At 64.2% G+C, this 25,661-nt stretch carries 3 protein-coding genes (1 of these 3 running past the window's edge); all 3 read left to right on the top strand.

Annotation, left to right across the window (positions count from 1 at the left end; translation table 11 throughout):
- Tightly spaced (each overlapping or abutting the next), the 3 genes in view from J3P92_RS17150 to J3P92_RS17140 form a layout consistent with a single transcriptional unit that may run on beyond the window.
- Positions 1-8,971: the 3' portion of a non-ribosomal peptide synthase/polyketide synthase gene (locus tag J3P92_RS17150; protein WP_434648448.1), read on the top strand. The gene continues 3,356 nt to the left of window position 1, outside the view; 8,971 of the gene's 12,327 nt are visible here — the last part of the coding sequence; its start codon lies beyond the left edge, outside the window; it ends in the stop codon at positions 8,969-8,971.
- Entirely contained in the window at positions 8,971-22,452 is a 13,482-nt protein-coding gene (locus J3P92_RS17145; RefSeq protein WP_434711740.1) for a non-ribosomal peptide synthase/polyketide synthase, read from the top strand. The genes J3P92_RS17150 and J3P92_RS17145 overlap by 1 nt, the downstream gene beginning before the upstream one ends.
- Positions 22,449-25,661 (top strand): non-ribosomal peptide synthetase, encoded by a 3,213-nt coding sequence (locus J3P92_RS17140; RefSeq protein WP_434648445.1) that lies wholly within the window; start codon positions 22,449-22,451, stop codon positions 25,659-25,661. The genes J3P92_RS17145 and J3P92_RS17140 overlap by 4 nt, the downstream gene beginning before the upstream one ends.

Genomic DNA, 25,661 nt, shown 5'->3' with positions numbered 1-25,661 from the left:
GCACTGGAACCAATCGCTGTTGCTGACCCCACGCGAACCGCTGAATGCACAATGGCTCGACGCGGCGCTGACTTGCGTCATCAACCACCACGACGCCTTGCGCCTGCGCTTCGTCGAAGACTCCGACGGTTGGCGGCAGAGCCATGCCGCGCTTTTGCAAAGCGCCGACCTGTGGCAACGCGATGCCCGATCCATCGAGCACCTGAATGCGCTGTGCGACGAGGCGCAGCGCAGCCTGGACCTGCAAGACGGGCCACTGGTGCGCGCCATGCTGGTGAACCTGGCCGACGGCAGCCAGCGCCTGGCGCTGGTCATCCATCACTTGGTGGTGGACGGCGTGTCATGGCGCGTGCTGCTGGAAGATTTGCAGCAGGCCTACGAGCAACTGTCGGCGGGTGGCGGCGTTACGTTGCCGGCCAAGACCAGCGCCTTCCAGAGTTGGACGGCGCGTCTGAGGGCCGAAGCATCGCGCTTCGATGACCAGTCGGCCTATTGGAAAAACCAGCACGAGGCCGCGTGGGACCTGCCATGCGAACGCCCGCAGGGCAGCTTGCAAAACATCCACGGCGAGAAAATCCAATGGCGCCTGGAGGCCGAACTGACCCGGCAACTGCTGCAACAGGCGCCCGCTGCCTATCGCACCCAGGTCAACGACCTGCTACTCACCGCGCTGACTCGCACCATCAGCCGTTGGAGCGGGCAGCCAAGCACATTGATCGAGCTCGAAGGTCATGGCCGCGAAGACCTTTTCGATGACATCGACCTGACCCGCACGGTGGGTTGGCTGACCAGCCTGTTCCCGGTCAAGCTGACCGCCACCGAGGACATCGGCGGCTCGATCAAGACCATCAAGGAGCAACTGCGCAGCGTCCCGGACAAGGGCCTGGGCTATGGCGTGCTGCGTCATCTGGCAGCGCCGTCGGTGCAGGCCCGATGGACGGATCTGGCGCCTGCGCGCATCACTTTTAACTACCTCGGCCAGTTCGACCGCCAGTTCGATGAGGCGGCGCTGTTCCTGCCGTCCGGCGAAGGCAGTGGCGTCGCCCAGGACCCGACGGCACCGCTGGCCAACTGGCTGACGGTGGAAGGGCAGGTGCATGGCGGCGAGCTGGCGATGAGCTGGGGCTTCAGCCGTGACATGTTCGACAGCACGACCGTGCAGCAACTGGCCGATCAATACGCCGTCGAGCTCAAGGCGCTGATCGACCATTGCGTCAACCTGGCGGAACCGCAAGCCACGCCGTCGGACTTTCCGCTGGCGCGGATCACCCAATCGCAACTCGATCATCTGCCAGTGGCGGCCGGTCAGTTGGATGATGTCTATCCGCTGTCGCCGATGCAGCAGGGCTTGTTGTTCCACACGTTGTACGAGCAGGCGGCTGGCGAATACGTCAATCAATTGCGGGTGGACGTGCAAGGCCTGGATGCCGAGCGCTTCCGTGCGGCGTGGCAGGCCACTGTCGCGGCGCAGGATATTTTGCGCAGCGGCTTCGTCTGGGAAGGTGAATGGCCGCAACCGCTGCAGATCGTTCACAAGCAGGTGCAGTTGCCGTTCACGGTACTGGACTGGCGCGAGCATGCCGACCCGGCCCACGCCCTCGCCGCGTTGGCCGAGGCTGAGCGTGCCCAAGGTTTTGACTTGAGCCAGGCGCCGCTGTTGCGCCTGGTGCTGGTGCAGACCGGAGCGGCGCAATGGCATTTGATCTACACCCATCACCACATCCTGATGGATGGCTGGAGCAACTCGCAGTTGCTCGGCGAGGTGATGCAGCGCTACAACGGCCGCGCCCCGGCCAGCACTGTTGGGCGTTATCGCGACTACATCGCTTGGCTGCAACGCCAGGACGGCCAGCTCAGCCAGGATTTCTGGAGCGCACAGCTGGCCCCGTTGCAAGAGCCGACCCGACTCGCCCGCGCGGCCTCGGGCAGCGGCGAGAGCGGTCACGGCGATCATTTCCTGACCCTCGACATGCGGCGCACCCAGGCACTGGAGTCGTTTGCCCGTCAGCAGAAAATCACCCTCAACACGCTGGTGCAAGCGGCTTGGCTGCTGTTGCTGCAACGCTATACCGGGCACCCGACCGTGACGTTTGGCGCGACGGTTGCCGGTCGCCCGGCGGATCTGCCGGGGATCGAGCAGCAGGTCGGCCTGTTCATCAACACCCTGCCGGTCATCGGCAGCCCGCGTCCGGACCAGACGGTCGGCCAGTGGCTGCAAACGGTGCAGGACCAGAACCTGAGCCTGCGGGAGTTCGAGCACACGCCGCTGGCGGACATCCAGCGTTGGGCCGGGCAGGGCGGCGAGGCGCTGTTCGACAACCTCTTGGTATTCGAAAACTATCCGATTGCCCAGGCTTTGCAGCAAGGCACTGACAGCGATGTCACATTCGGCGACGTTGCCAACCGTGAGCAGACGCATTACGCCCTGAGCGTGGCGGTTACCCTCGGCGAACAATTGGCGCTGCACTTCAGTTACGAGCGTCGGCAGTTCGCCGACGAGATGATTGATCACATCGGCACTCATCTGCTGCATCTGCTTGAGCAATTCAGCCAGGACGCCGGACGCAATCTGGGTGAAATCGCCCTGGCCAGCGGCGCCGAACACGCGCGCCAACAGGCCGACAACCACCCGCAGCCGTACCCGGTAAACATCCCCGTGCACCAGCGCATCGCCGCGCTGGCCGCCGAGCGCCCGCAACGCACGGCGGTGATTTTCAACGACCGACACGTCAGCTACGGCGAGATCGATCGGCGCGCGAACCAACTGTCCCACGCCTTGATCAGCCGCGGCGTCGGCCCGGAAATCCGAGTCGGCGTGGCCCTGCCGCGCAGCGAAGAGGTGATCGTCACGCTGTTGGCGGTGCTCAAGGCCGGCGCTGCCTACGTGCCGTTGGACGTCAGCTATCCCCGCGAACGCCTGGCTTATTTGATGAAGGACGCCGGGTTGGCGCTGCTGGTCAGCGATTCCTCGGTATCGGCCCAGTTGCCCGTGGATGAGTCGTTGCCGTTGCTGGAACTGGACCGTATCGATCTGCGCGAACTGCCGACCAGCGCGCCCAACGTCCAACCCGACCCGCACAACCTGGCCTACGTGATCTACACCTCCGGTTCCACTGGCAACCCCAAGGGTGTCAGCGTGGCCCACGGTCCGCTGGCGATGCACTGTCAGGCCATTGGCGAGCGTTATGAAATGCGCGACAGCGATTGCGAATTCCATTTCATGTCGTTCGCGTTCGACGGCGCCCACGAGCGCTGGCTCACCAGCCTGACCCACGGTGCGTCGCTGCTGATTCGCGACGACAGCCTGTGGACCCCGGAGCAAACCTACAACGCCATGCACGAGCACGGTGTGACGGTGGTGGCGTTCCCGCCGGTGTACCTGCAACAACTGGCCGAGCACGCCGAGCGTGAAGGCAACCCGCCGAAGGTGCGCATCTATTGCTTCGGCGGCGACGCGGTGCCCAACGCCAGTTTCGAGCGGGTCAAGCGCGCCTTGCGTCCTGAGTACATCATCAACGGTTACGGTCCGACCGAAACGGTGGTCACGCCGCTGATCTGGAAGGCCGGTCGCGAGGCGTGTTGTGGCGCTGCCTACGCGCCCATCGGCAGCCGCATCGGCGACCGCAGTGCCTACGTGCTCGATGCCAACCTTAACCTGGTGCCCCAAGGCATGGCCGGTGAGCTGTATCTGGGCGGCACGGGATTGGCTCGCGGTTACCTGAACCGACCGGGGCTGACCGCCGAGCGTTTTGTCGCCGACCCGTTCAGCGCCGGCGGCTTGCTGTATCGCACCGGAGACCTGGTGCGCCAGCGCGCCGACGGCACTTTCGATTACCTGGACCGCATCGACAACCAAGTGAAGATCCGTGGTTTCCGCATCGAACTCGGTGAAATCGAAGCCAGTCTGCAAGCCCTCGATGGCGTGCGCGAAGCGGTGGTCGTGGCCCAGGAAGGCACCGCCGGCAGCGGCAAGCGTCTGGTCGCCTATGTGGTGGCGGCAGAACCTGCCCGTGAAGACTTCGCCGAGCACTTGCGTGAGCAGCTCAAGGCGACGTTGCCGGCGCACATGATTCCGGCCTATCTGCTGCTGCTCGAATGCCTGCCGCTGACCCCCAACGGCAAGCTCGACCGCAAGAACCTGCCCAAGCCCGACGCCAGCCAATCGCAACACGCCTACCTGGCGCCGCGCACTGCGCTGGAACAGCAACTGGCGGCGATCTGGCGGGACGTGCTCAAGCTTGAACGCGTGGGCCTGCGGGATAATTTCTTCGAACTGGGCGGCGATTCCATCGTCTCGATCCAGTTGGTCAGCCGCGCCCGCCAGGCCGGTATGCACTTCACGCCCAAGGACCTGTTCCAGCACCAGACCCTGGAAACACTCGCCACCGTGGTTCGCCAGGGTGAAGGCGCCCAAGTCATCGATCAGGGTCCGGTGACCGGTGAACTGGCGCTGTTGCCGGTGCAGCGGGTGTTCTTCGAACAGGCGATACCGCAGCGTCATCACTGGAACCAGGCGGTGATGCTCAAGGCGACCGAACGCCTGGATGCATCGGTTTTGAACCAGGCTTTGAACGCGTTGTTGGAGCATCATGATGGCCTGCGCTTGAGCTTCACCGAGCAGGCCGAAGGCTGGAGGGCGGTTTACCGTCTCGCCGACATTCAATGCCAAGACCTGCTCTGGACTGTGGACGCACCTGATGCGCAGGCCTTGCAAGGCATCGCCAATGAGGCCCAACGCAGCCTGGACCTGCAAGATGGGCCGTTGCTGCGGGCAGTCCTGGCGACGCTGGGCGATGGTACCCAGCGGTTGTTGCTGGCGGTGCACCACTTGGTGATCGACGGCGTGTCGTGGCGAATCCTGTTCGAGGACCTGCAAAGCGCCTATCGTCAGTTGTCCAGCGGTGCGGCGCTGCGACTGCCGCTGAAGACCACCTCCGCGCAGGCCTGGGCCGAGCGCCTGCAAGCGCATGCCGGCAGCAACCGGCTGGCGCAGGAACTGGCGTTCTGGCAAGCCCAGCTCGAAGACGTCGATGCCTCGTTGCCGATGGATAACCCGGCAGGCGGCCAGCAGAACCGCCTGGCCGTGACGGTGCGCACACGACTCGACGCCACGCTGACCCGGCAACTGCTGCAAGACGCGCCCAAGGCTTATCGCACCCAGGTCAACGACCTACTGCTCACCGCGCTGGCGCGGGTGATGGTGCGCTGGACCGGCAGCGACAGTGCGCTGATCCAGCTTGAAGGCCATGGCCGCGAAGCCTTGTTCGACGACGTCGATCTGACTCGCACCGTCGGCTGGTTCACCAGCCTGTACCCGGCGCGGCTCACGCCTCGGGCGGACTTGGGCGATTGCCTCAAGCAGATCAAGGAGCAACTGCGGGCGATGCCCGACAAGGGCCTCGGTTTCGGCGCCCTGGCCCATCTGGCGGATGACGCGACGCGGGCGATCCTGGCCGGGCTGCCGACGCCCAGCCTGACCTTCAACTACCTGGGCCAGTTCGACGCCAGCTTCAACGAAGCCGACGGCGCTTTGTTCGTGCCGGCCGACGAAGCCGCCGGCGATGAGCTGGACGCCGAAGCACCGCTGTCCAATGCGCTGGCCTTGAACGGCCAGGTGTTCGGCGGCGAACTGGACCTGGGCTGGACCTTCAGCCGCGAGCAGTTCAACGAGTCCACCATCCAGGCGCTGGCCGACGATTATGGGATGGAACTGCAGCGGCTGATCGAGCATTGCTGCCGGGGCGAGCACAGCGGCGTGACGCCGTCGGACTTCCCGCTGGCGAGCCTGAACCAGCAGCAACTGGACGGACTGGCGCTACCTCCAGCGCAGATCGTCGACCTGTATCCGTTGTCACCGATGCAACAAGGCATGCTCTTCCATGGTGTGTATGGCGACGCGAGCGGCGACTACATCAACCAACTGCGCCTGGACGTCGAAGGGCTTGATCCGGAACGCTTCCGCCAGGCCTGGCAAGCGGCGGTGGATGCCCATGACATCCTGCGCACGCGGTTTGTCTGGCAGGGTGATTTGCCGGCGCCGGTGCAAGTGGTCAGCAAGTACCTGCAACTGCCTTACAACGTGCAGGATCTGCGCGGTGAGTTATCGCCTGACCAGACCCTGCGGGCCCTGGCCGATGCCGAACGCCAGCAACTTCACTTGAGTGCGCCTGCCCTGATGCGGCTGATGATCGTGCGTCTCGACGAGCAGCGTTATCACCTGATCTACAGCCACCATCACATCCTCATGGACGGCTGGAGCAACTCGCAGTTGCTCGGCGAAGTGCTGCAACGCTACAGCGGGCAATCCGTCGCCGTATCGGGCGGTCGTTATCGGGACTACATCGCCTGGCTGCAACGCCAGGACGCGGCGGTCAGCGAAGCGTTCTGGAAACCTTTGCTGAAACGCCTGGAAGTGCCAACGCGGCTGGCCGACGCGGTGGCCAAACCCACGGACGCTGGTGTTGGTTATGGCGATCATGTGCAGGTGCTGGACGAAGTGCTGACCCGTCGCCTGGAAACCTTTGCCAGATCTTCGAAGGTCACGGTCAACACGCTGGTGCAGGCCGCCTGGTTGCTGCTGTTGCAGCGCTACACCGGTCGGGAAACGGTTGCCCTCGGTGCGACGGTGGCCGGTCGTCCGGCGGACCTGCCTGGCATCGAGCAGCAGATCGGTTTGTTCATCAACACCTTGCCGGTGATCGCCAGCCCTCGGGCCGAGCAGTCTTTGGACAGTTGGCTGCAAGCGGTGCAAGCGCAGAACCTCGCCTTGCGCGAGTTCGAGCACACCGCGTTGCTGGACATCCAGCGCTGGGCCGGGCAGGGCGGCGACGCGTTGTTCGACAGTTTGTTGGTGTTCGAGAACTACCCGATCGCCGAGGCCCTGGAGCAGGGCGCACCGGACGGTTTGCGCTTTGGTTCGCCGATCACTCAGGAGCAGACCAACTATCCGTTGACGCTGTTGGTGGGGCTGGAGCGGCAGTTGTCGGTGCATATGAGTTATCAGCGGGCGAGTTTCTCGGCGGTTACCGTGGAGCGGTTGGCGGGGCATTTGGCTCAGTTGCTCGGACAGATGACGGCTAATGGCGAGCTGTGCTTGGGTGAACTGTCGATGCTGGAATTCGATGAACACCAGCGCCTGATCCATGACTGGAATCCGGTGGATGCGCCTTTCGAGCAAGACGTTTGCGTTCACCAACTGATTGCTCGCCAAGCCGAAGCCTCGCCGGATGCCTTGGCGGTGACGTTCAATGATATTCGCCTGAGCTACAGCGAACTCGACGGCCGTGCCAATCGTCTGGCCCATAAACTGATCGAGCTGGGCGTCGGCCCGGAAGTGCGCGTGGGCGTGGCGATGCCGCGCTCCGAGCAACTGCTGATCGCCTTGCTGGCGGTGCTCAAGGCTGGCGGCGCGTATGTGCCGCTTGACCCGGATTACCCGGCCGAGCGCGTGGCCTACATGCTCGACGACAGTCGGGCGAAGGTGCTGTTGACCGAGCAGGCTGTGGCTTTGACGTTGACCGTTCCGGCTGGAACCGAAGTGCTGATGCTGGATCGGGTTGAATTGACCTCATATCCCTTAAAAACACCGGACACAGCGGTCACACCAGACAACCTCGCCTACGTCATCTACACCTCCGGTTCCACCGGCAAACCTAAAGGCGTGGCCATCGCCCACCGCAACGTTCTGGCGCTGATCGACTGGTCGAAAACCGTCTACAGCCGCGACGACATCCAAGGCGTGCTGGCCTCGACCTCGGTGTGTTTCGACCTGTCGGTGTGGGAGCTGTTCGTGACCCTGGCCAACGGCGGTTCGCTGATCATCGCTCGCAATGCCCTGGAACTGCCGCACCTGCCGGCCCGCGACCAGGTGCGCCTGATCAACACCGTACCCTCGGCCATCGCGGCGTTGCAGCGCAGTGGGGATATCCCGCAGAGCGTGCGCATCATCAACCTGGCCGGTGAGCCGCTGAAGCAGAGCCTGGTGGATGCCCTCTACCCAACACCCCTAACCTGTGGGATTGAGCATGTCTATGACCTTTATGGCCCCTCCGAAGACACCACCTATTCAACCTGGACCCGCCGCACCCAGGGCGGCACGGCCAATATCGGTCGCCCACTCAAGCACACCGCCAGCTACCTGCTGGACGCCAACCTGCAACCGGTCCCCCAGGGCGTGTCCGCTGAGCTGTACCTGAGCGGCGCGGGCATCACCCGGGGTTACCTTGGCCGCGCGGCGATGACCGCCGAAAAATACGTGCCCAACCCGTTCTCCACCACCGGCGAACGCCTGTACCGCACCGGCGACCTGTGCCGTTATCGCGACGACGGCGTGCTCGAGTACCAGGGCCGCATCGACCATCAGGTGAAGATCCGTGGTTTCCGTATCGAGCTGGGGGAAATCGAGGCGCGACTGCTGCAACAGCCCGAGGTCAAGGAGGTGGCGGTGCTGGCCCAGGAAGGGCCGGGCGGGCAGCAGTTGGTGGCCTATGTGGTGGCTTCGGCGGATGCCGACACCCTGCGCGATCCACTCAAAGCCCGCCTCAAGGAGCATCTGCCCGACTACATGATCCCGGCGCACTGGCTGTTCCTCGATCACCTGCCGCTGACCCCCAACGGCAAGCTTGACCGCAAGGCGTTGCCGGGCATCGAGGCCGGGCGATCGCAAAACGCATACCAAGCACCGATCAGCGAACTAGAACAGCAAGTCGCGGCGATCTGGGCCCAGGTGCTCACCGTCGAGCGCGTGGGCCTGAACGATCACTTCTTCGAGCTGGGCGGCCACTCGCTGCTGGCGGTCACCGCCGTCTCGCGCATGGCCCTCGAACTGGGGTTGAGCCTGACCCCGCAACTGCTGTTCCAGCACCCCGTCCTGCAGGATTTCGTCGCCCGACTCGACAGCACGGACGGGCCAATCAATGAAGAGAAACTGAACAAGCTGGACGCCCTGCTTGATGAAATGGAGGAAGTCTGATGGACAAGAGTGTTGCTTTGAGGGTTGCCAAGCGCTTTATCACTCTGCCACTGGACAAACGCAGGCTGTACCTTGAGAAGATGCTGGAAGAGGGCGTCTCGCCGGCCAACCTGCCGATCCCCGAGGTGCGTTCCGGGTTCGAGCATATCCCGCTGTCCTACGCCCAGGAGCGTCAGTGGTTCCTCTGGCAAATGGAGCCGCACAGTTCGGCCTACCACATCCCCAGCGCCCTGCGTCTCAAAGGACGATTGGACGTGCCGGCGCTGGAACGCAGCTTCAACGCTTTGGTCGAGCGCCACGAAAGCTTGCGCACCACGTTCAGCGAGCACGGCGAGCAAGCCGTTCAGGTTATCCACCGGCAGATGCCCCTGAGCATCGCTGTCGAGGCGCTGCCTGCTGGTTCACCGATCAGCGAGGACGCGCGCATCAAGGCATACGTCGAAGGCGAAACCGCGCGTCCGTTCGATTTGCGCCAGGGGCCGTTGCTGCGGGTTTCGCTGTTGAAAGTCGCCGAGGACGACCACGTGCTGGTGCTGATCCAGCATCACATCATTGCCGATGGCTGGTCGATGCGCGTGTTGGTAGACGAACTGGTGCGCTGTTACGCCGCCGACACAGACGGCCAGCCGCTTGTATTGCCGGGGCTGCCGGTGCAATACGCCGACTACGCCATCTGGCAGCGCCATTGGCTGGAAGCCGGCGAGCGTGAGCGCCAGTTGGCCTATTGGGTGCAGACCCTGGGCGACGAGCAACCGGTGCTGGAGCTGCCGTTCGATCATCCGCGTCCCCCGGTGCAAAGCCTTCGTGGCGCGCGGCTGGATTTGACACTGGCGCCGGAGCTGGCTGCCTCGCTGAAACAACTGGCCCAGCGAGAAGGCGCCAGCCTGTTCATGGTCTTGCTCGCCTCGTTCCAGGCGTTGCTGCACCGCTACAGCGGCCAGCCGCAGATCCGCGTCGGCGTGCCGACGGCGAACCGCAACCGGGTCGAGACCGAAGGGCTGATCGGCTTTTTCGTCAATACCCAGGTGCTTAACGCCCACGTCGATGGGCAGCAGCCATTCGATGGCTTGCTCGCCCAGGTCAAGCAAGCGGCCATGGCGGCCCAGGCCCATCAGGACCTGCCATTCGAGCAACTGATCGAAGCCCTGCAACCAGAGCGCAGCCTCAGCCACAGCCCGATCTTCCAGGTGATGTTCAACCACCAGAACGCCGATGCTACGGGTCGCCGGCAGACGCACCTGCCGCAACTGCGCGTCGAGGACCTGACGTGGGAAGGGCGCACCGCCCAGTTCGACTTGACCCTCGGTACCTACGAAACCGAGCAGGGCATCGCCGCGGAGCTGACCTACGCCACCGACCTCTTCGAACCGCAGACCATCGAGCGCCTGGCCGCGCATTGGCAAAACCTGCTGCAAGGCATTGTCGATGCACCCCGCCAGCGGGTCGGCGAACTGCCGCTGCTCGACCCGGCGCAACAGCGATTCACGCAACAGCAATGGCTGCGCGTCGCCGACCACGGCGCCGGAGGCGTGTGCGTCCACCAACGCATCGCTGAACAGGCGCAGCAGAACCCCGACGCACTGGCACTGACCGTGGACGGACAATCCCTGAGCTATCGGCAATTGGACGCCCGCGCCAATCAACTGGCCCACCGCTTGATTGATCTGGGTGTGTCCCCCGGCGAGCTGGTGGGCATCGCGGTGGAACGCAGCATTGAGATGATTGTCGGCCTGCTGGCGATCCTCAAGGCCGGCGGCGCCTACGTACCGCTGGACCCGGCGTATCCCGAGGATCGCCTGGCCTACATGATCGAAGACAGCGGCATCGGGTTGCTGCTGACCCAGGCCCGTTTGCAGGCGCGATTGCCGATCCCGTCGACGCTCCGGACCCTGCTGCTCGATCAGCGGGACGCCGCGCTGCAAGAGGCTCCGAAAACCTGCCCGGCCGTATCGCCGACCGGCGAGCACCTGGCCTACGTCATCTACACCTCCGGCTCCACCGGCAAGCCCAAGGGCGTGATGGTGCGCCATGGTGCGCTGAGCAATTTCATCACCAGCATGATCGCCCAGCCGGGGCTCGCGGCCAGCGATCGCATGTTGTCGCTGACGACCTTCTCCTTCGATATTTTCGGCCTGGAAATCTACGGGCCGCTCTGCGGCGGGGCCAGCATCGTCCTGACCGGGCAGAACGTGCATCAGGATCCGCAAGCGGTGCTGGCGCTGGTCGAGCATCACGACATCAGCGTGCTGCAAGCCACGCCGTCGAGCTGGCGCATGCTGCTCGACCATGAGCGGGCATCGGTGCTCGCCGGCCGGACATTCCTGTGCGGCGGCGAAGCCTTGCCCCAGGAACTGGCGCAGCGACTGCTGGCGCTTTCGCCAAAGCTCTGGAACCTCTATGGCCCTACCGAAACCACCATCTGGTCGGCCGCGCATCCATTGAGCCCCGAGCGCGACCGGCCGTTCCTTGGCCAGCCGCTGGACAATACCGCGCTGTACATCGTCGGCGGCGACCTGACCCTCAATCCGCCCGGCGCGCCGGGTGAGCTGCTGATCGGCGGCGCCGGCCTTGCCCGTGGTTATTTCCAGCGCCCGGGGCTGACCGCCGAACGCTTCGTACCGGACCCGTTTTCCACCGCCGGCGAACGGCTGTACCGCACCGGCGACCTGACCCGCTATCGCCCCGAAGGCGTGGTCGAATACCTCGGCCGCATCGACCATCAGGTGAAGATCCGCGGCCTGCGCATCGAACTCGGGGAAATCGAAGCCGCGCTGCTGGCCCAGGACAGCGTGCGCGAAACCGTGGTGGTCGCCCACGAGGGCCCGACCGGTGCGCAACTGGTGGGCTACGTCGTGCCTGCCAGCGGCGCGGTGCCGGAGCCCGATGCGCCGTTGCGCGTCGCGCTCAAGGCAGCCCTCAAGGCGCAGTTGCCGGACTACATGGTCCCGGCGCACCTGTTGTTCCTGGCCCGATTGCCACTGACACCCAATGGCAAGATCGATCGCAAGGCCTTGCCGGCGCCCGACGCCAGCGATCTGCAACAGGCCTACGTGGCGCCTCGCAGTGAGGTCGAGCAACAAGTCGCGGCGATCTGGCAGGACGTGCTCAAGCTTGAGCGCGCGGGCCTGGAGGACAACTTCTTCGAATTGGGCGGGCATTCGCTGCTAGTGACCCAAGTGGTCTCGCGAATCCGTCGGGTGCTGGGCATCGAGGTGCCGCTGCGCAGCCTGTTCGAACACAGCACCTTGCAGGCGTTTGTCGCAGCCTTCGAGGCCACGCCAGGCGAACAGGCTCCGGCAATGGTGCCGGTGCCTCGCGATGCGCCACTGCCGCTGTCGTTTGCCCAGGAACGCCAATGGTTCCTGTGGAAAATGGACCCGGACAGCGCCGCCTACAACATCCCCACGGCCCTGCAGATGCGCGGCACGCTGGACAAGGATGCGCTGCGCGAGAGTTTCGCCGCGCTGGTGGCGCGTCACGAAAGTTTGCGCACCGTATTCGCCGAAGAGGATGGCCGCACCTGCCAAGTCATTCGCGAACAGGGTGAGGTCGACTTCGTCGAGCAGCGCCTGGAAGAGGATGAGATCCAGGCCTTTGTCGAACAGCAGACACAGCGCCCCTTCGATCTGTTGGCTGATTCATTGCTGCGCGTGGCACTGCTGGAGGTGGATGAGCAGGATCACATCCTGGTGCTGACGCTGCATCACATCGTCTCCGATGGCTGGTCCTTGCAGGTGATGGTCGATGACCTGATGAGCCTGTATTCGGCGTTCGTCCAAGGCCAGCAAGCGCATCTGCCGCCATTGGCGGTGCAATACGCCGACTACGCCGTCTGGCAGCGGCAATGGATGGCGGCCGGTGAGCGGGATCGCCAATTGGCCTATTGGTCCGGGCAACTGGGCGGTGAGCAACCGCTGCTGGAACTGCCCACCGACCGTCCGCGCCCGGCGCAGCAAAGCCTGCGCGGCGCACGCCTGCCGATCAGGCTGGACGCTGCCTTGAGCGCGAACCTCAAGGCCCTGGCCCGACGGGAAAACGTCACGCTGTTCGTGCTGTTGCTCGGCTCTTTCCAGGCGCTGCTGCACCGCTACAGCGGCCAGGCCGACATCCGCGTCGGCGTGCCGATCGCCAACCGTCAACGACTGGAAACCGAGCGACTGATCGGTTTCTTCGTCAACACTCAGGTCCTGCGCAGCGAGTTTCACAATGGGCTGACCGGCGCCGCTCTGTTGCAGCAGCTCAAGCAGACGGCCCTGGCCGCGCAGATGCACCAGGACCTGCCTTTCGAGCAACTGGTGGATGTTTTGCAGCCGCAGCGCAACCTCAGCCACAGCCCGTTGTTCCAGGCGATGTTCAACCACCGCAACGAAACCGATTCGGCGTTCGCCAATGCCTTGCCGGACCTTTGCGTCGAGCCCCTGGGCTGGACGCAGCGTACCGCGCAGTTCGACCTGAGCCTGGACACGGTCGAGGGCCCGCAGGGCTTGCACGCGGCCCTGACCTATGCGACGGATCTGTTCGAGCCGGCGACCATCGAGCGCATGGCCCGGCATTGGCTCAACCTGTTGCACGAGCTGGTGCAAGACCTGCATCGCCCGGTGGTGCAGTGGGCGCTGTTGGATGAGGACGAGCGCCGGCACATGCTCAGCGACTGGAACGCGACGGCGCAGCATTACCCGCTCGACCGCAGCGTGCAAAGCCTGATCGAGGAGCAAGTGCGCCGGACCCCGGACGCGCCTGCGCTGGTCTTCGGCGAGCAGCGCCTGAGCTACCGTGAACTCAACGCCCGGGCCAACCGTTTGGCCCATCGGTTGATCGACCAGGGCGTCGGCCCCGACGTGCTGGTGGGCATCGCCGTGGAGCGTTCCGTGGAGATGGTGCTGGGGCTGTTGGCGATCCTCAAGGCCGGCGGCGCCTACGTGCCCTTGGACCCCGAATATCCGCGCGATCGCCTGGCCTACATGTTCGACGACAGCGGCATCGGCTTACTGCTGACTCAGCGACATTTAATCGATTCCTTACCGATTCCGGTAGGGCTGCGCAGCCTGGTGCTGGACCTGCCCGATGACGGCTTGTATGCCAGCCGCGTCGGCAATCCAGGCGTCGAGGTCCACGGCGAAAACCTGGCTTACGTGATCTACACCTCCGGCTCCACCGGCAAGCCCAAGGGTGCGGGCAATCGCCATCGCGCCCTGGCCAACCGGCTGTGCTGGATGCAACAGGCGTATGGCCTCGATGCCTCGGACAGCGTGCTGCAAAAGACACCGTTCAGTTTCGACGTGTCGGTGTGGGAGTTCTTCTGGCCGCTGCTGACCGGTTCGACGCTGGTGGTGGCCGCGCCGGGCGCCCACCGTGACCCGGCGCAGTTGATCGACTTGATCACGGCCCGGGGCATCACCACGCTGCACTTCGTGCCGTCAATGCTCCAGGCGTTTATGCAGGACCCGCGCGTGGCCGAATGCACCGGTTTGAAGCGGATCGTCTGCAGCGGCGAAGCGCTGCCGGTGGATGCCCAGCAGCAGGTGTTCGCTAAATTGCCGAACGCCAACCTATACAACCTCTACGGCCCGACCGAGGCGGCCATCGACGTCACTCACTGGACCTGTGTCGAGGAGGGCCGCGACAGCGTGCCCATCGGCCAACCGATCGCCAACCTCGGCACCTATATCCTCGACGATGAATTGTCGCCGGTTCCGGTGGGGGTGATCGGCGAGTTGTATCTGGCGGGCGAAGGGCTGGCGCGGGGTTACCACCGACGCGCGGCGTTGACCGCCGAGCGCTTCGTCACCGGGCCGTTCGGCCATGGTCAGCGCTTGTATCGGACCGGCGATCTGGCCCGCTATCGCCCCGACGGCGTGATCGAATACGCCGGGCGGATCGACCATCAAGTGAAGATCCGTGGCCTGCGCATCGAGTTGGGTGAAATCGAAGCGCGCCTGGCCGAACACGATGCCGTGCGCGAAACCGTGGTCCTGGCCCAGGACGGCACGCTGCTGGTGGCTTATCTGGTGCCGGCGCGCGCCGAGCTGCTCGCCGCCGATGGCGCCGTTCGCCAGGCGCTGCAAGCACGCCTCAGGGAACATCTGAGCCAATCCTTGCCCGACTACATGGTGCCGCAACACTGGGTGTGGCTGGAAAAAATGCCGGTCAGCCCCAACGGCAAGCTCGAGCGCAAGGCACTGCCCAAGGCCGAGCCGAGCGCCCATCCCCAGGCCTACATCGCAGCCATGACGGCGCAGCAGCAGACGCTGGTCGATATCTGGCAAAGCGTGCTTGGACGCGAGCGCGTGGGTGTAACCGACAATTTCTTCGAGCTGGGCGGCGATTCGATCATCTCCATTCAGGTGGTGAGCCGGGCCCGGCAGGCCGGCCTTCATTTCAGCCCCAAGGACCTGTTCCTGCACCAGACCATCCAGGGTTTGGCCGGCGTGGCGACAACGGGAGACGGCGGGCCGGTCATCGACCAGGGCCCGGTGACAGGCGAGGCGCTGCTGCTGCCGTTCCAGCAGTTGTTTTTCGAGCAGGCCATGGCCGAGCCCCATCACTGGAACCAGTCGGTACTGCTCAAAGGCGTGCGGCCGGTGCACGCCGGGCATCTGGAGCAGGCGTTGCAGGCCGTGGTCGAACATCACGATGCGTTGCGCTTGGCCTTCTCCCATGAGGATGGCGCCTGGATCGCTCGCCATAACACCCTGGCCGATCAACGTGCGTTGTGGCAACGCTCGCCGCTGTTGTGGGCCGCCGAGGTTCCCGACGCGCCGGCCCTCGAACGCCTGGCCGAACACGCCCAGCGCAGTCTTGAACTGGGCAGTGGCGCGCTGCTGCGCGGTGTCCTGGCGACCCTGGCCGATGGCAGCCAGCGGTTGTTGTTGGTGATTCATCACCTGGTGGTGGACGGCGTATCCTGGCGGGTGCTGCTGGAAGATTTGCAACAGGCATACGACCAATTGCAGGCCGGCCAGATGCCGACGTTACCGGCCAAGACCACGTCTGCACAGACTTGGGCGCAACGGTTGCAGGCCCATGCCAGCAGTGCGGCGTTGCAAGGCCAAGTCGCTTACTGGCAGGCGCAACTGGACGGCGCTCGCCCCGACCTGCCTTGCGACCACCCGCAAGGTGATTTGAGTCGGTGTCATGGGACGCAAGTCCAGACGCGGCTGGACAAAGCACTGACACAACGATTGTTGCAGCAAGCCCCCGCGGCCTATCGCACCCAGGTCAACGACCTGCTATTGACGGCGCTGGCCCGGGTGATCGGCCGCTGGACTTCCCAGGCGTCGACCTTGATCCAGTTGGAAGGCCATGGCCGCGAGGCCCTCTTCGATGATGTGGACCTGAGCCGCAGCGTGGGTTGGCTCACCAGCCTGTTCCCGGTGCATCTGACCCCGACGGCGACCGCCGAAGGCTCGATCAAGGCGATCAAGGAGCAACTGCGGGCGATCCCCGACAAAGGGCTTGGCTTCGGCGTGCTGCGTTACCTGGGCGATGAACCGACGCGTCGTGCCCTCGCGGCACTGCCGGTGCCGCGCATCACCTTCAATTACTTGGGGCAGTTCGACAGCGGCTTCAACGAAGCGGCCAATGGGCTGTTTGTCCCGGCCAGCGAATCGGCGGGCGCGGCGCAAAGTCCGTTGGCACCGCTGGATAACTGGTTGACTCTCAATGGCAGCGTCTATGCCGGTGAGTTGAGCATCGATTGGAGCTTCAGCACGCAGATGTTCGACGAAGCGACGATCCAGGCGCTGGCAGAGGATTACGCTCGGGAATTGCGGGCGCTGATCGACCACTGTTGCCAGACCGAACGCCACGGCTTCACGCCCTCGGACTTCCCCCTCGCCGGGCTGAACCAGGAGCAATTGGACGCGTTGCCGCTGGTGGCGCGAGAGGTGGAGGACCTTTATCCGCTGTCGCCGATGCAGCAGGGCATGCTGTTTCACACGCTGTACGAGCAACAGGCCGGCCACTACATCAACCAGATGCGCGTGGAGGTCCAAGGGCTGGACGTCGAACGCTTCCGCCTGGCCTGGCAGGCGGCCACGGATACCCATGACGTGCTGCGCAGCGGGTTTGTCTGGGACGGCGATTTCAAGCATGCATTGCAGGTGGTGTACAAGCGCGTCGACGTTGTGTTGCAGCTTGAGGACGGGCGCGCAAATGCTGACCTGGCTCACTGTCTGGAAAACCTCGCAACGGCCCAGCGCCAACAAGGGTTTGCCCTGGACGCGGCGCCGTTGTTGCGGTTGGTGGTCGTGCGCGTGGCGGACGATCGTTATCACCTGATCTACACCTGCCATCACATCCTCATGGACGGCTGGAGCAACTCGCAGTTGCTCGGCGAAGTGCTGCAACGCTACAGCGGGCAGTCCGTTGCCGTATCGGGCGGTCGTTATCGGGACTACATCGCCTGGCTGCAACGCCAGGACGCGGCGGTCAGCGAAGCGTTCTGGAAACCTTTGCTGCAACGCCTGGAGGCGCCGACGCGGCTGGCTGACGCGGTGGCCAAACCCACGGACGCTGGTGTTGGTTATGGCGATCATGTGCAGGTGCTGGACGAAGCCCTGACCCGTCGCCTGGAAGCCTTCGCGCGTGCCTCGAAAGTCACGGTGAACACGCTGGTGCAGGCGGCGTGGTTGCTGCTGTTGCAGCGCTACACCGGTCGGGAAACGGTTGCCTTCGGTGCGACGGTGGCCGGTCGCCCAGCGGACCTGCCTGGCATCGAGCAGCAGATCGGTTTGTTCATCAACACCTTGCCGGTGATCGCCAGCCCTCGGGCCGAGCAGTCTTTGGACAGCTGGCTGCAAGCGGTGCAAGCGCAGAACCTCGCCTTGCGCGAGTTCGAGCACACCGCGTTGCTGGACATCCAGCGCTGGGCCGGGCAGGGCGGCGACGCGTTGTTCGACAGTTTGTTGGTGTTCGAGAACTACCCGATCGCCGAGGCCCTGGAGCAGGGCGCACCGGACGGTTTGCGCTTTGGTTCGCCGATCACCCAGGAACAGACCAACTATCCGTTGACGCTGTTGGTGGGGCTGGAGCGGCAGTTGTCGGTGCACATGAGTTATCAGCAGGCGAGCTTCTCGGCGGTTACCGTGGAGCGGTTGGCGGCGCATCTGGCTCAGTTGCTCGGACAGATGACGGCTAATGGCGAGCTGTGCTTGGGTGAACTGTCGATGCTGGAATTCGATGAACACCAGCGCCTGATCCATGACTGGAATCCGGTGGATGCGCCTTTCGAGCAAGACGTTTGCGTTCACCAACTGATTGCTCGCCAAGCCGAAGCCTCGCCGGATGCCTTGGCGGTGACGTTCAATGATATTCGCCTGAGCTACAGCGAACTCGACGGCCGTGCCAATCGTCTGGCCCATAAACTGATCGAGCTGGGCGTCGGCCCGGAAGTGCGCGTGGGCGTGGCGATGCCGCGCTCCGAGCAACTGCTGATCGCCTTGCTGGCGGTGCTCAAGGCTGGCGGCGCGTATGTGCCGCTTGACCCGGATTACCCGGCCGAGCGCGTGGCCTACATGCTCGACGACAGTCGGGCGAAGGTGCTGTTGACCGAGCAGGCTGTGGCTTTGACGTTGACCGTTCCGGCTGGAACCGAAGTGCTGATGCTGGATCGGGTTGAATTGACCTCATATCCCTTAAAAACACCGGACACAGCGGTCACACCAGACAACCTCGCCTACGTCATCTACACCTCCGGTTCCACCGGTAAACCCAAAGGCGTGGCCATCGCCCACCGCAACGTTCTGGCGCTGATCGACTGGTCGAAAACCGTCTACAGCCGCGACGACATCCAAGGCGTGCTGGCCTCGACCTCGGTGTGTTTCGACCTGTCGGTGTGGGAGCTGTTCGTGACCCTGGCCAACGGCGGTTCGCTGATCATCGCTCGCAATGCCCTGGAACTGCCGCACCTGCCGGCCCGCGACCAGGTGCGCCTGATCAACACCGTGCCCTCGGCCATCGCGGCGTTGCAGCGCAGTGGGGATATCCCGCAGAGCGTGCGCATCATCAACCTGGCCGGTGAGCCGCTGAAGCAGAGCCTGGTGGATGCCCTCTACCCAACACCCCTAACCTGTGGGATTGAGCATGTCTATGACCTTTATGGCCCCTCCGAAGACACCACCTATTCAACCTGGACCCGCCGCACCCAGGGCGGCACGGCCAATATCGGTCGCCCACTCAAGCACACCGCCAGCTACCTGCTGGACGCCAACCTGCAACCGGTCCCCCAGGGCGTGTCCGCTGAGCTGTACCTGAGCGGCGCGGGCATCACCCGGGGTTACCTTGGCCGCGCGGCGATGACCGCCGAAAAATACGTGCCCAACCCGTTCTCCACCACCGGCGAACGCCTGTACCGCACCGGCGACCTGTGCCGTTATCGCGACGACGGCGTGCTCGAATACCAGGGCCGCATCGACCATCAGGTGAAGATCCGTGGTTTCCGTATCGAGCTGGGGGAAATCGAGGCGCGACTGTTGCAGCAGCCCGAGGTCAACGAAGTCGCCGTGCTGGCCCAGGAAGGGCCGGGCGGGCAGCAACTCGTCGCCTACGTGGTGGCCTCGCTGGATGCCGACACCCTGCGCGATCCACTCAAAGCCCGCCTCAAGGAGCATCTGCCCGACTACATGATCCCGGCGCACTGGCTGTTCCTCGATCACCTGCCGCTGACCCCCAACGGCAAGCTTGACCGCAAGGCGTTGCCGGGTGTGGAAACCGGGGCGACGCAAAACGGTTACGCGCCACCCGCAAGCGAACTGGAGCAACAGATCGCCGACGTCTGGCGTGAAGTCCTGGAAGTGGAACAAGTCGGTCGCAACGATCATTTCTTCGAGCGCGGCGGTCACTCATTGCTGGCGACCCAGGCCATCTCTCGGCTGCGCAAACTCACGGGCTATCCGCTGAGCTTGCGTGATCTGTTCGATCATCCACGCCTCAGCGCATTGGCGGCGCTGATGAGCGGGACCGGTGATGCAAGCGTGCGCGCCGGCGACTCCAGCAAGGTCCGGCTCAAGGCCCACGGGCCAAGGCAATCGGCTCCGCTGTCGCTGGTGCAACGGCGGTTGTGGATCGCCGAGCAGCTGTCCGGTGGCACTTCGGCGTATGGCATGCCCATGGCCCTGCGCTTGTGCGGCGAGTTATCGGTCGAACGCCTGATGAGCAGTTTTGCCGAAGTGACGCGCCGTCACGCCGTACTGCGCACCGCGTACGTCCAGGACGACGAAGGCGATCCGCTGGCGCTGATTGCCGACGAAGTCCGGTTGGATTTCCCGCTGGTCGATCTCTGCGATCTATCGCCCGGTGCCCAGCTGGAACAGGTGGCCCAGGCGACGCTGGACAATGCTCGCACGCCGATCGACTTGGAGCAGGCGCCGCTGCTGCGTGGGCGAATCCTGCGCCTGAACCCCACCGAACACGTGTTGTTGTACGCCATGCACCACATCATTTCCGATGGCTGGTCGATGGGGCTGTTGATCAACGAACTGGTGCAGATCTACGAAGCCGCTTCGCGCCATGAACCGATGCCGCTGGCGCCGCTGGAGGTCCAATACCATGACTTCGCCCTCTGGCAACAGGCGTTGGAAGAGCAAGGCGTACTGGCGCGCCAGGCCGACTATTGGAAGCAACGGCTCGATGGCTACAACGGGCGTCTCGACCTGCCGCTGGACAACCCTCGCGGGCAGACCTCGTCGTATGAGGGCGATGCGTTGCAGTTCGAACTGTCTGCCGACCTCAGCGCGGCATTGCGGCGGCTATCGAGCGAAGCCGGCGTCACGCTGTACAGCACGCTGCTGGCCTCGTTCCAAGTGTTGTTGCATCGCCTCTGCGCCGCGCAGGATCTAGTGGTGGGCGCTGACGTGGCGGGGCGCGAGCAACCGGAGCTGGAGCGCTTGATCGGCTTCTTCGTCAACGTATTGCCGCTGCGCTCGCGCTTCGATGCGGGCATGACGTTCACGCGGTTCCTGGCCCAGACCCAGGACGACTTGCTCGGCGCGCTGGAGCATCAGGACTTGCCGTTCGACCAGATCGTCGATGCCTCGGGCGTGCCTCGTCACAAAGGCATGAACCCGTTGCTCCAGGTGCTGTTCGTGATGAACAACGTGCCGGTGCGCACGCGCTCCATGGCGGGCTTGAGCGTGGAGTTCCTGCCAGCGCTGCAGAACCATTCTAAATTCGACATGGCATTGTTCGTTGACGAAGAAGAAGGGCAATTGCGCGGTAATTGGCAGTTCGCCACACGCTTGTTCGGACATGGGCGCGTCCAGTACCTGATCGGGGCCTGGACGACCCTGTTGGAACAGATCGTCGCTGATCAGGATATTCAATTGGGAGCTATCAGCATGCCAGTCGACAACGTGGCGACAGCCGCCACGCCTGCCAACGTCCCGGGGCCCAAGGCCGACAAACTGGGCAAGTTCCTCAAGCGATCGGCGACACCGGCCGCGCGGCCGCGTCCGGCGCTGGTGCGTGAATCCCTGGTGGCGGCGCCACAGCGGTTCCCATTGATGCTGGAGCCCGGCGACCCGCACCTCGACGTTATCGAGTGGGTCCGGCAAAACCGGCCATTTATCGAGCAGAAGCTGGCCGAACACGCTGGCATCCTCTTCCGTGGTTTCGAGCTGGACGGCATCCAGGGTTTCGAAGCGTTCGCCGAAGCGATTCAACCGGGGTTGTACGGCCAGTACGGCGATTTGCCGAAAAAGGAAGGCGGCAAGAACACCTACCGTTCCACGCCATACCCGGAACGCAAGATGATCCTGTTCCACAACGAGAGCTCCCACCAGGATCGCTGGCCGCGCAAGCAGATGTTCTATTGCGAGCAAGCGGCGCCCGTGGGCGGCGCGACCCCGGTGGTGGACTGCCGCCTGATGTACGAAAAACTGCCGGCGGACCTGCGCGAAAAATTCGAGGACAAGGGGCTGCTCTACGTACGCACCTTCACCGACAAACTCGACGTGTCGTGGCAGCACTTCTTCAAGACCGAGGATCGCCGCGAAGTGGAGGCCCGTTGCCGGGCCGGCGGCATCCAGTGGCGTTGGCTCGATAACGATGAATTGCAAACCCGTACGCCAGGGCCGGCAATCATCACGCACCCGATCACCGGGGAAAAATCTTTCTTCAACCAAGTGCAGTTGCATCACATCCATTGGCTGGAGCCGGACGTGCGCCAGGACCTGTTGTCGATGTACGGCCTGGACCGCATGCCCCGGCATGTCTACTACGGCGACGGCACACCGATCGAAGACGAGGTGATGGCGCGTATCGGTGAGTTGTACGAAGCGTGCGCGGTGCGTTTCGACTGGCGCAAAGGCGATGTGATCCTGCTGGACAACATGCTGGTGGCCCATGCCCGCGACCCGTTCGAAGGGCCACGCAAGATCGTGGTCGCCATGGGTGATATGTACGACCACGCCAGCCTGCAACGGCCCGCGACCGTCGGGCAATCCGCCCGGGGCGTATTCAGTACCGAGGAAACCGGAGCATGAACGAGGTGATGATGGACGTGCAGGACGCGGGTTTCGCCCTGGCGCCCGAGCAGCAACGGGTCCTTGAGCAATTGTCGGGCACGGTGACCACTGGCGAGGCCTTGCGTTGGGTAAGCGTGGCTATCGACGGCAACCTTGACCCGCAGCGATTGCAGGGCGCTTTCGACAGGCTGGCGACGCAGCAGCCGATGCTGCTGGCGCGGTTGGTCAAGGTCGCAGGTTTCCACGGCTTGCGTCAGGTTGCCCAGGCCGGGCGCTTCCCGCTGACGATAAACGCAAGCGAACAGCCCGTTGCAGAGGTCCAGGCACAGGTCAACGAAACCCTCGGCCGGGCGTTCGTGGTCGGCGAATCGGCTGGCGTCCAGGCGGTGATTTATCGTTTGGCGCCACGGCAATGGCAACTGCTGCTGGGCATCGCCCGCTACAGTGCCGATGCGCCATCGATGAACCTGCTGCTTGGACAGGTAGGGCAAGCGTATGCGGGCCAGTGCTCGGAAGACGAAGCGCCGGGAGAGTTCGCCCAGTACCTGGAATGGCGCAGCGAAGTGGTCCTGGATGAAGATGCCGCCACCGCGCGAGCCTATTGGCAGCAACATCTGCAAGGTTTGCAGGCGCAGATCGACACGCCATGGCTGGCGGCACGCCGCGCCGGCAGCGGGACCGCCAGTGCCCGTGTTTCATTGGAGCTGGAACCGGTCCGGCGCGATGCTTTGCAGCGCTTGGCCGATGAGCTCGGGCAACCGTTGGAGACGTTATTACAGGGCGCATGGTGGGTGCTGCTGGGACGCCTGAGCGGTTCCGATCAGGCACTGGTGGGCGTGCGTCACGACAGCCGCAGCGATTATGACTACTTCGCCAGCGCCATTGGCGTGTTCGAGAAGACCCTGCCGCTTTGCGTGCCGTTGCCCCCCAACGCGCCGTTCAGTGAGTGGCTGATGCAGTTGGCGGCGGGCCTTGAGGCGCATCGCACCTGGCAGGAGTATTGGGTGCCCGAACTGGCACCTTACGCGGCGTATCCGGCCTATGGTTTCGCGATCGGTCGAGCAAGTTTCGTCTACAGCGACGCCGGTTTGAAGTGGAAGGAGTCTTTGCCTGTCCGGACCGATCCGCTTGAGCTACTGCTGCAGGTTCGATTGGAGGATGCCCAGCAGCTTGCCGCGATCGACCTGCAATACGCCGACGCTCGTTATTCGAAAGCCACCGCCAGCACCGTGTTGGAACAATACGACGTGCTGCTGGCCTCTATCCTGGCGGATGCGCAAACGCCGCTGGCGCAGCTCAACCTGCTGGGCCACAGCGAGGAACAGCGCTTGCGCGCGATCAACCCGCCGATGCAAGTATTGAGCGATAACCGCTATCTGCCGCAACGCATCGCGGACCTGGCGCTACGGACGCCGGAGGCCATCGCGCTGACCGACGCCCACCAGTCCTTGAGCTACGGCCAGTTGAATGAGCAGGTCGAACGCGTGGCCCTCGGCCTCCAAGAGCAAGGCCTGAGTAAGGGCTCGATCGTCGCCCTGGCCTTGCCGCGCTCGGCGGATCTGGTGATCGCGATGCTGGCGGCATGGCGCATCGGTGCGGCCTATCTGCCGCTGGATATCCAATGGCCCCAGGCCCGTCAGGCGTTGATGCTGGAGCAGGCGGGCGCCGCAGTGGTGGTCACCGATGCGGCGCACCTGCCGGCGTGGCAGGCCCCGCCATGTAACGTGCTGACGTTGGCCGGGCTGAGTCCGTCGAGCGAGCCCTTGCCGGCGCGGGCGACCAAGGGCAACGACATCGCCTATGTGTTGTTTACGTCCGGCTCCACCGGTGTGCCCAAAGGCGTGGTGATCGAGCATCGGCAATTGCTCAACTACACCGCCCAGGCCAGCCAGGCGTTGGCGCTGGATCAGTGCACACATGTCGCCTTCAGCTCCACCGTGGCGGCGGACCTGGGCAACACGGCGCTGTTTGGCGCGCTGTTCAATGGCGCGACGCTGCACGTTGCCAGTGACGAGCAGATGCAGGACGGCGCGTTGTTTGCCACGTTCATGCGGCGGCAACAGATCGATTGCCTGAAAATCGTGCCATCGCACCTCGCGGCATTGCTCGACAGCGAGCAGGCGACATTGCCGCGTACCCTGGTGCTCGGCGGTGAGCCGATTGCGCCGACATTGATCGAGCGCATCGCTCGGTTGCGTAGCGATTGCCGGGTGTTCAACCACTACGGGCCGACGGAAGCCACGGTCGGGGTGATGATCCATCCGGTGTCGCTGGAGGGTGCCGCTGAGGATTGTTCGGCGCTGACCCAGGTGCTGGGCAACAATCAGGTTTATATCCTGGATGCTGATTTACGCCTGGCACCGGTGGGCGTGCCGGGTGAGTTGTACTTGGGCGGGGCGCAACTGTGCCGGGGTTATTTGAACGCCGGGGCCGATGGACAGACGTTCATCCAGAGCCCGTTCGATCCGGCGCAGCGCCTCTACCGCACGGGTGACCTGGCGCGTTATCGCCCGGACGGCGGCATTCAACTGCAGGGGCGGCGCGATCAGCAGGTCAAGGTGCGGGGCTTCCGTATCGAACTGGCGGAAATCGAAGCCCAGCTGCTGCGCCTGCCACAAGTAACCGAGGCGCTGGTGGTGCCAGCCACCTCGGCCGAGCAAGGTTTGCTGGCATTTATCGTGGCAGCGCAAGGCTTGCCTACGGACGTGCTGGACACCGTGCGCGCCGAGCTGAGCGCACGCTTGCCCGGCGTGATGGTGCCGCAGCATTGGCACCTGATCGAACGCTTTCCACGGCTGGCCAACGGTAAGATCGATCGCCAGGCGTTGCAGCATTTGGCCGTCGCGACGAGCGATGAAGAGGGCGTCGCACCCCGTGATGGACTCGAACAATTGCTCGCTGCGCGCATGGCCCAATTGCTTGGGCTCGAACGGTTGGGCATCGATCGCGACTTCTTCGCGGCCGGCGGTCACTCGCTGCTGGTGATCAAGTTGGTGGCCGGCATTCGCAAGCTGTTGCAGTGCGACATCCATCCGGGACTGGTCTTCGATCATCCGACCGTGGCGTCGCTGGCGACGGCCTTGCGGGCGGAGGAGAACAGCCCGGGACAACTGGAGAAAATCGCCCAGGCCCGCCTGCGCTTGGAGGCGATGAGTCCCGAAGAAAAGGCTCGACTGACCGAACAGGCTCGGCAACAGCAGGCGGCCAAAGCGGCGCAGGGTCGTTGA

Source organism: Pseudomonas sp. D3-27, assembly GCF_051132165.1.
GTDB lineage: Bacteria > Pseudomonadota > Gammaproteobacteria > Pseudomonadales > Pseudomonadaceae > Aquipseudomonas.
The sequence above is the reverse complement of the archived record's forward strand: the minus strand, read 5'-3'. Positions and strand labels throughout refer to the sequence as shown.

What these genes read in the sequence shown, in the direction of transcription:
- J3P92_RS17145 (WP_434711740.1), top strand. Translation starts at nt 8,971, where the DNA reads ATGGACAAGAGTGTTGCTTTGAGGGTTGCCAAGCGCTTTATCACTCTG.
- J3P92_RS17140 (WP_434648445.1), top strand. Translation starts at nt 22,449, where the DNA reads ATGAACGAGGTGATGATGGACGTGCAGGACGCGGGTTTCGCCCTGGCG.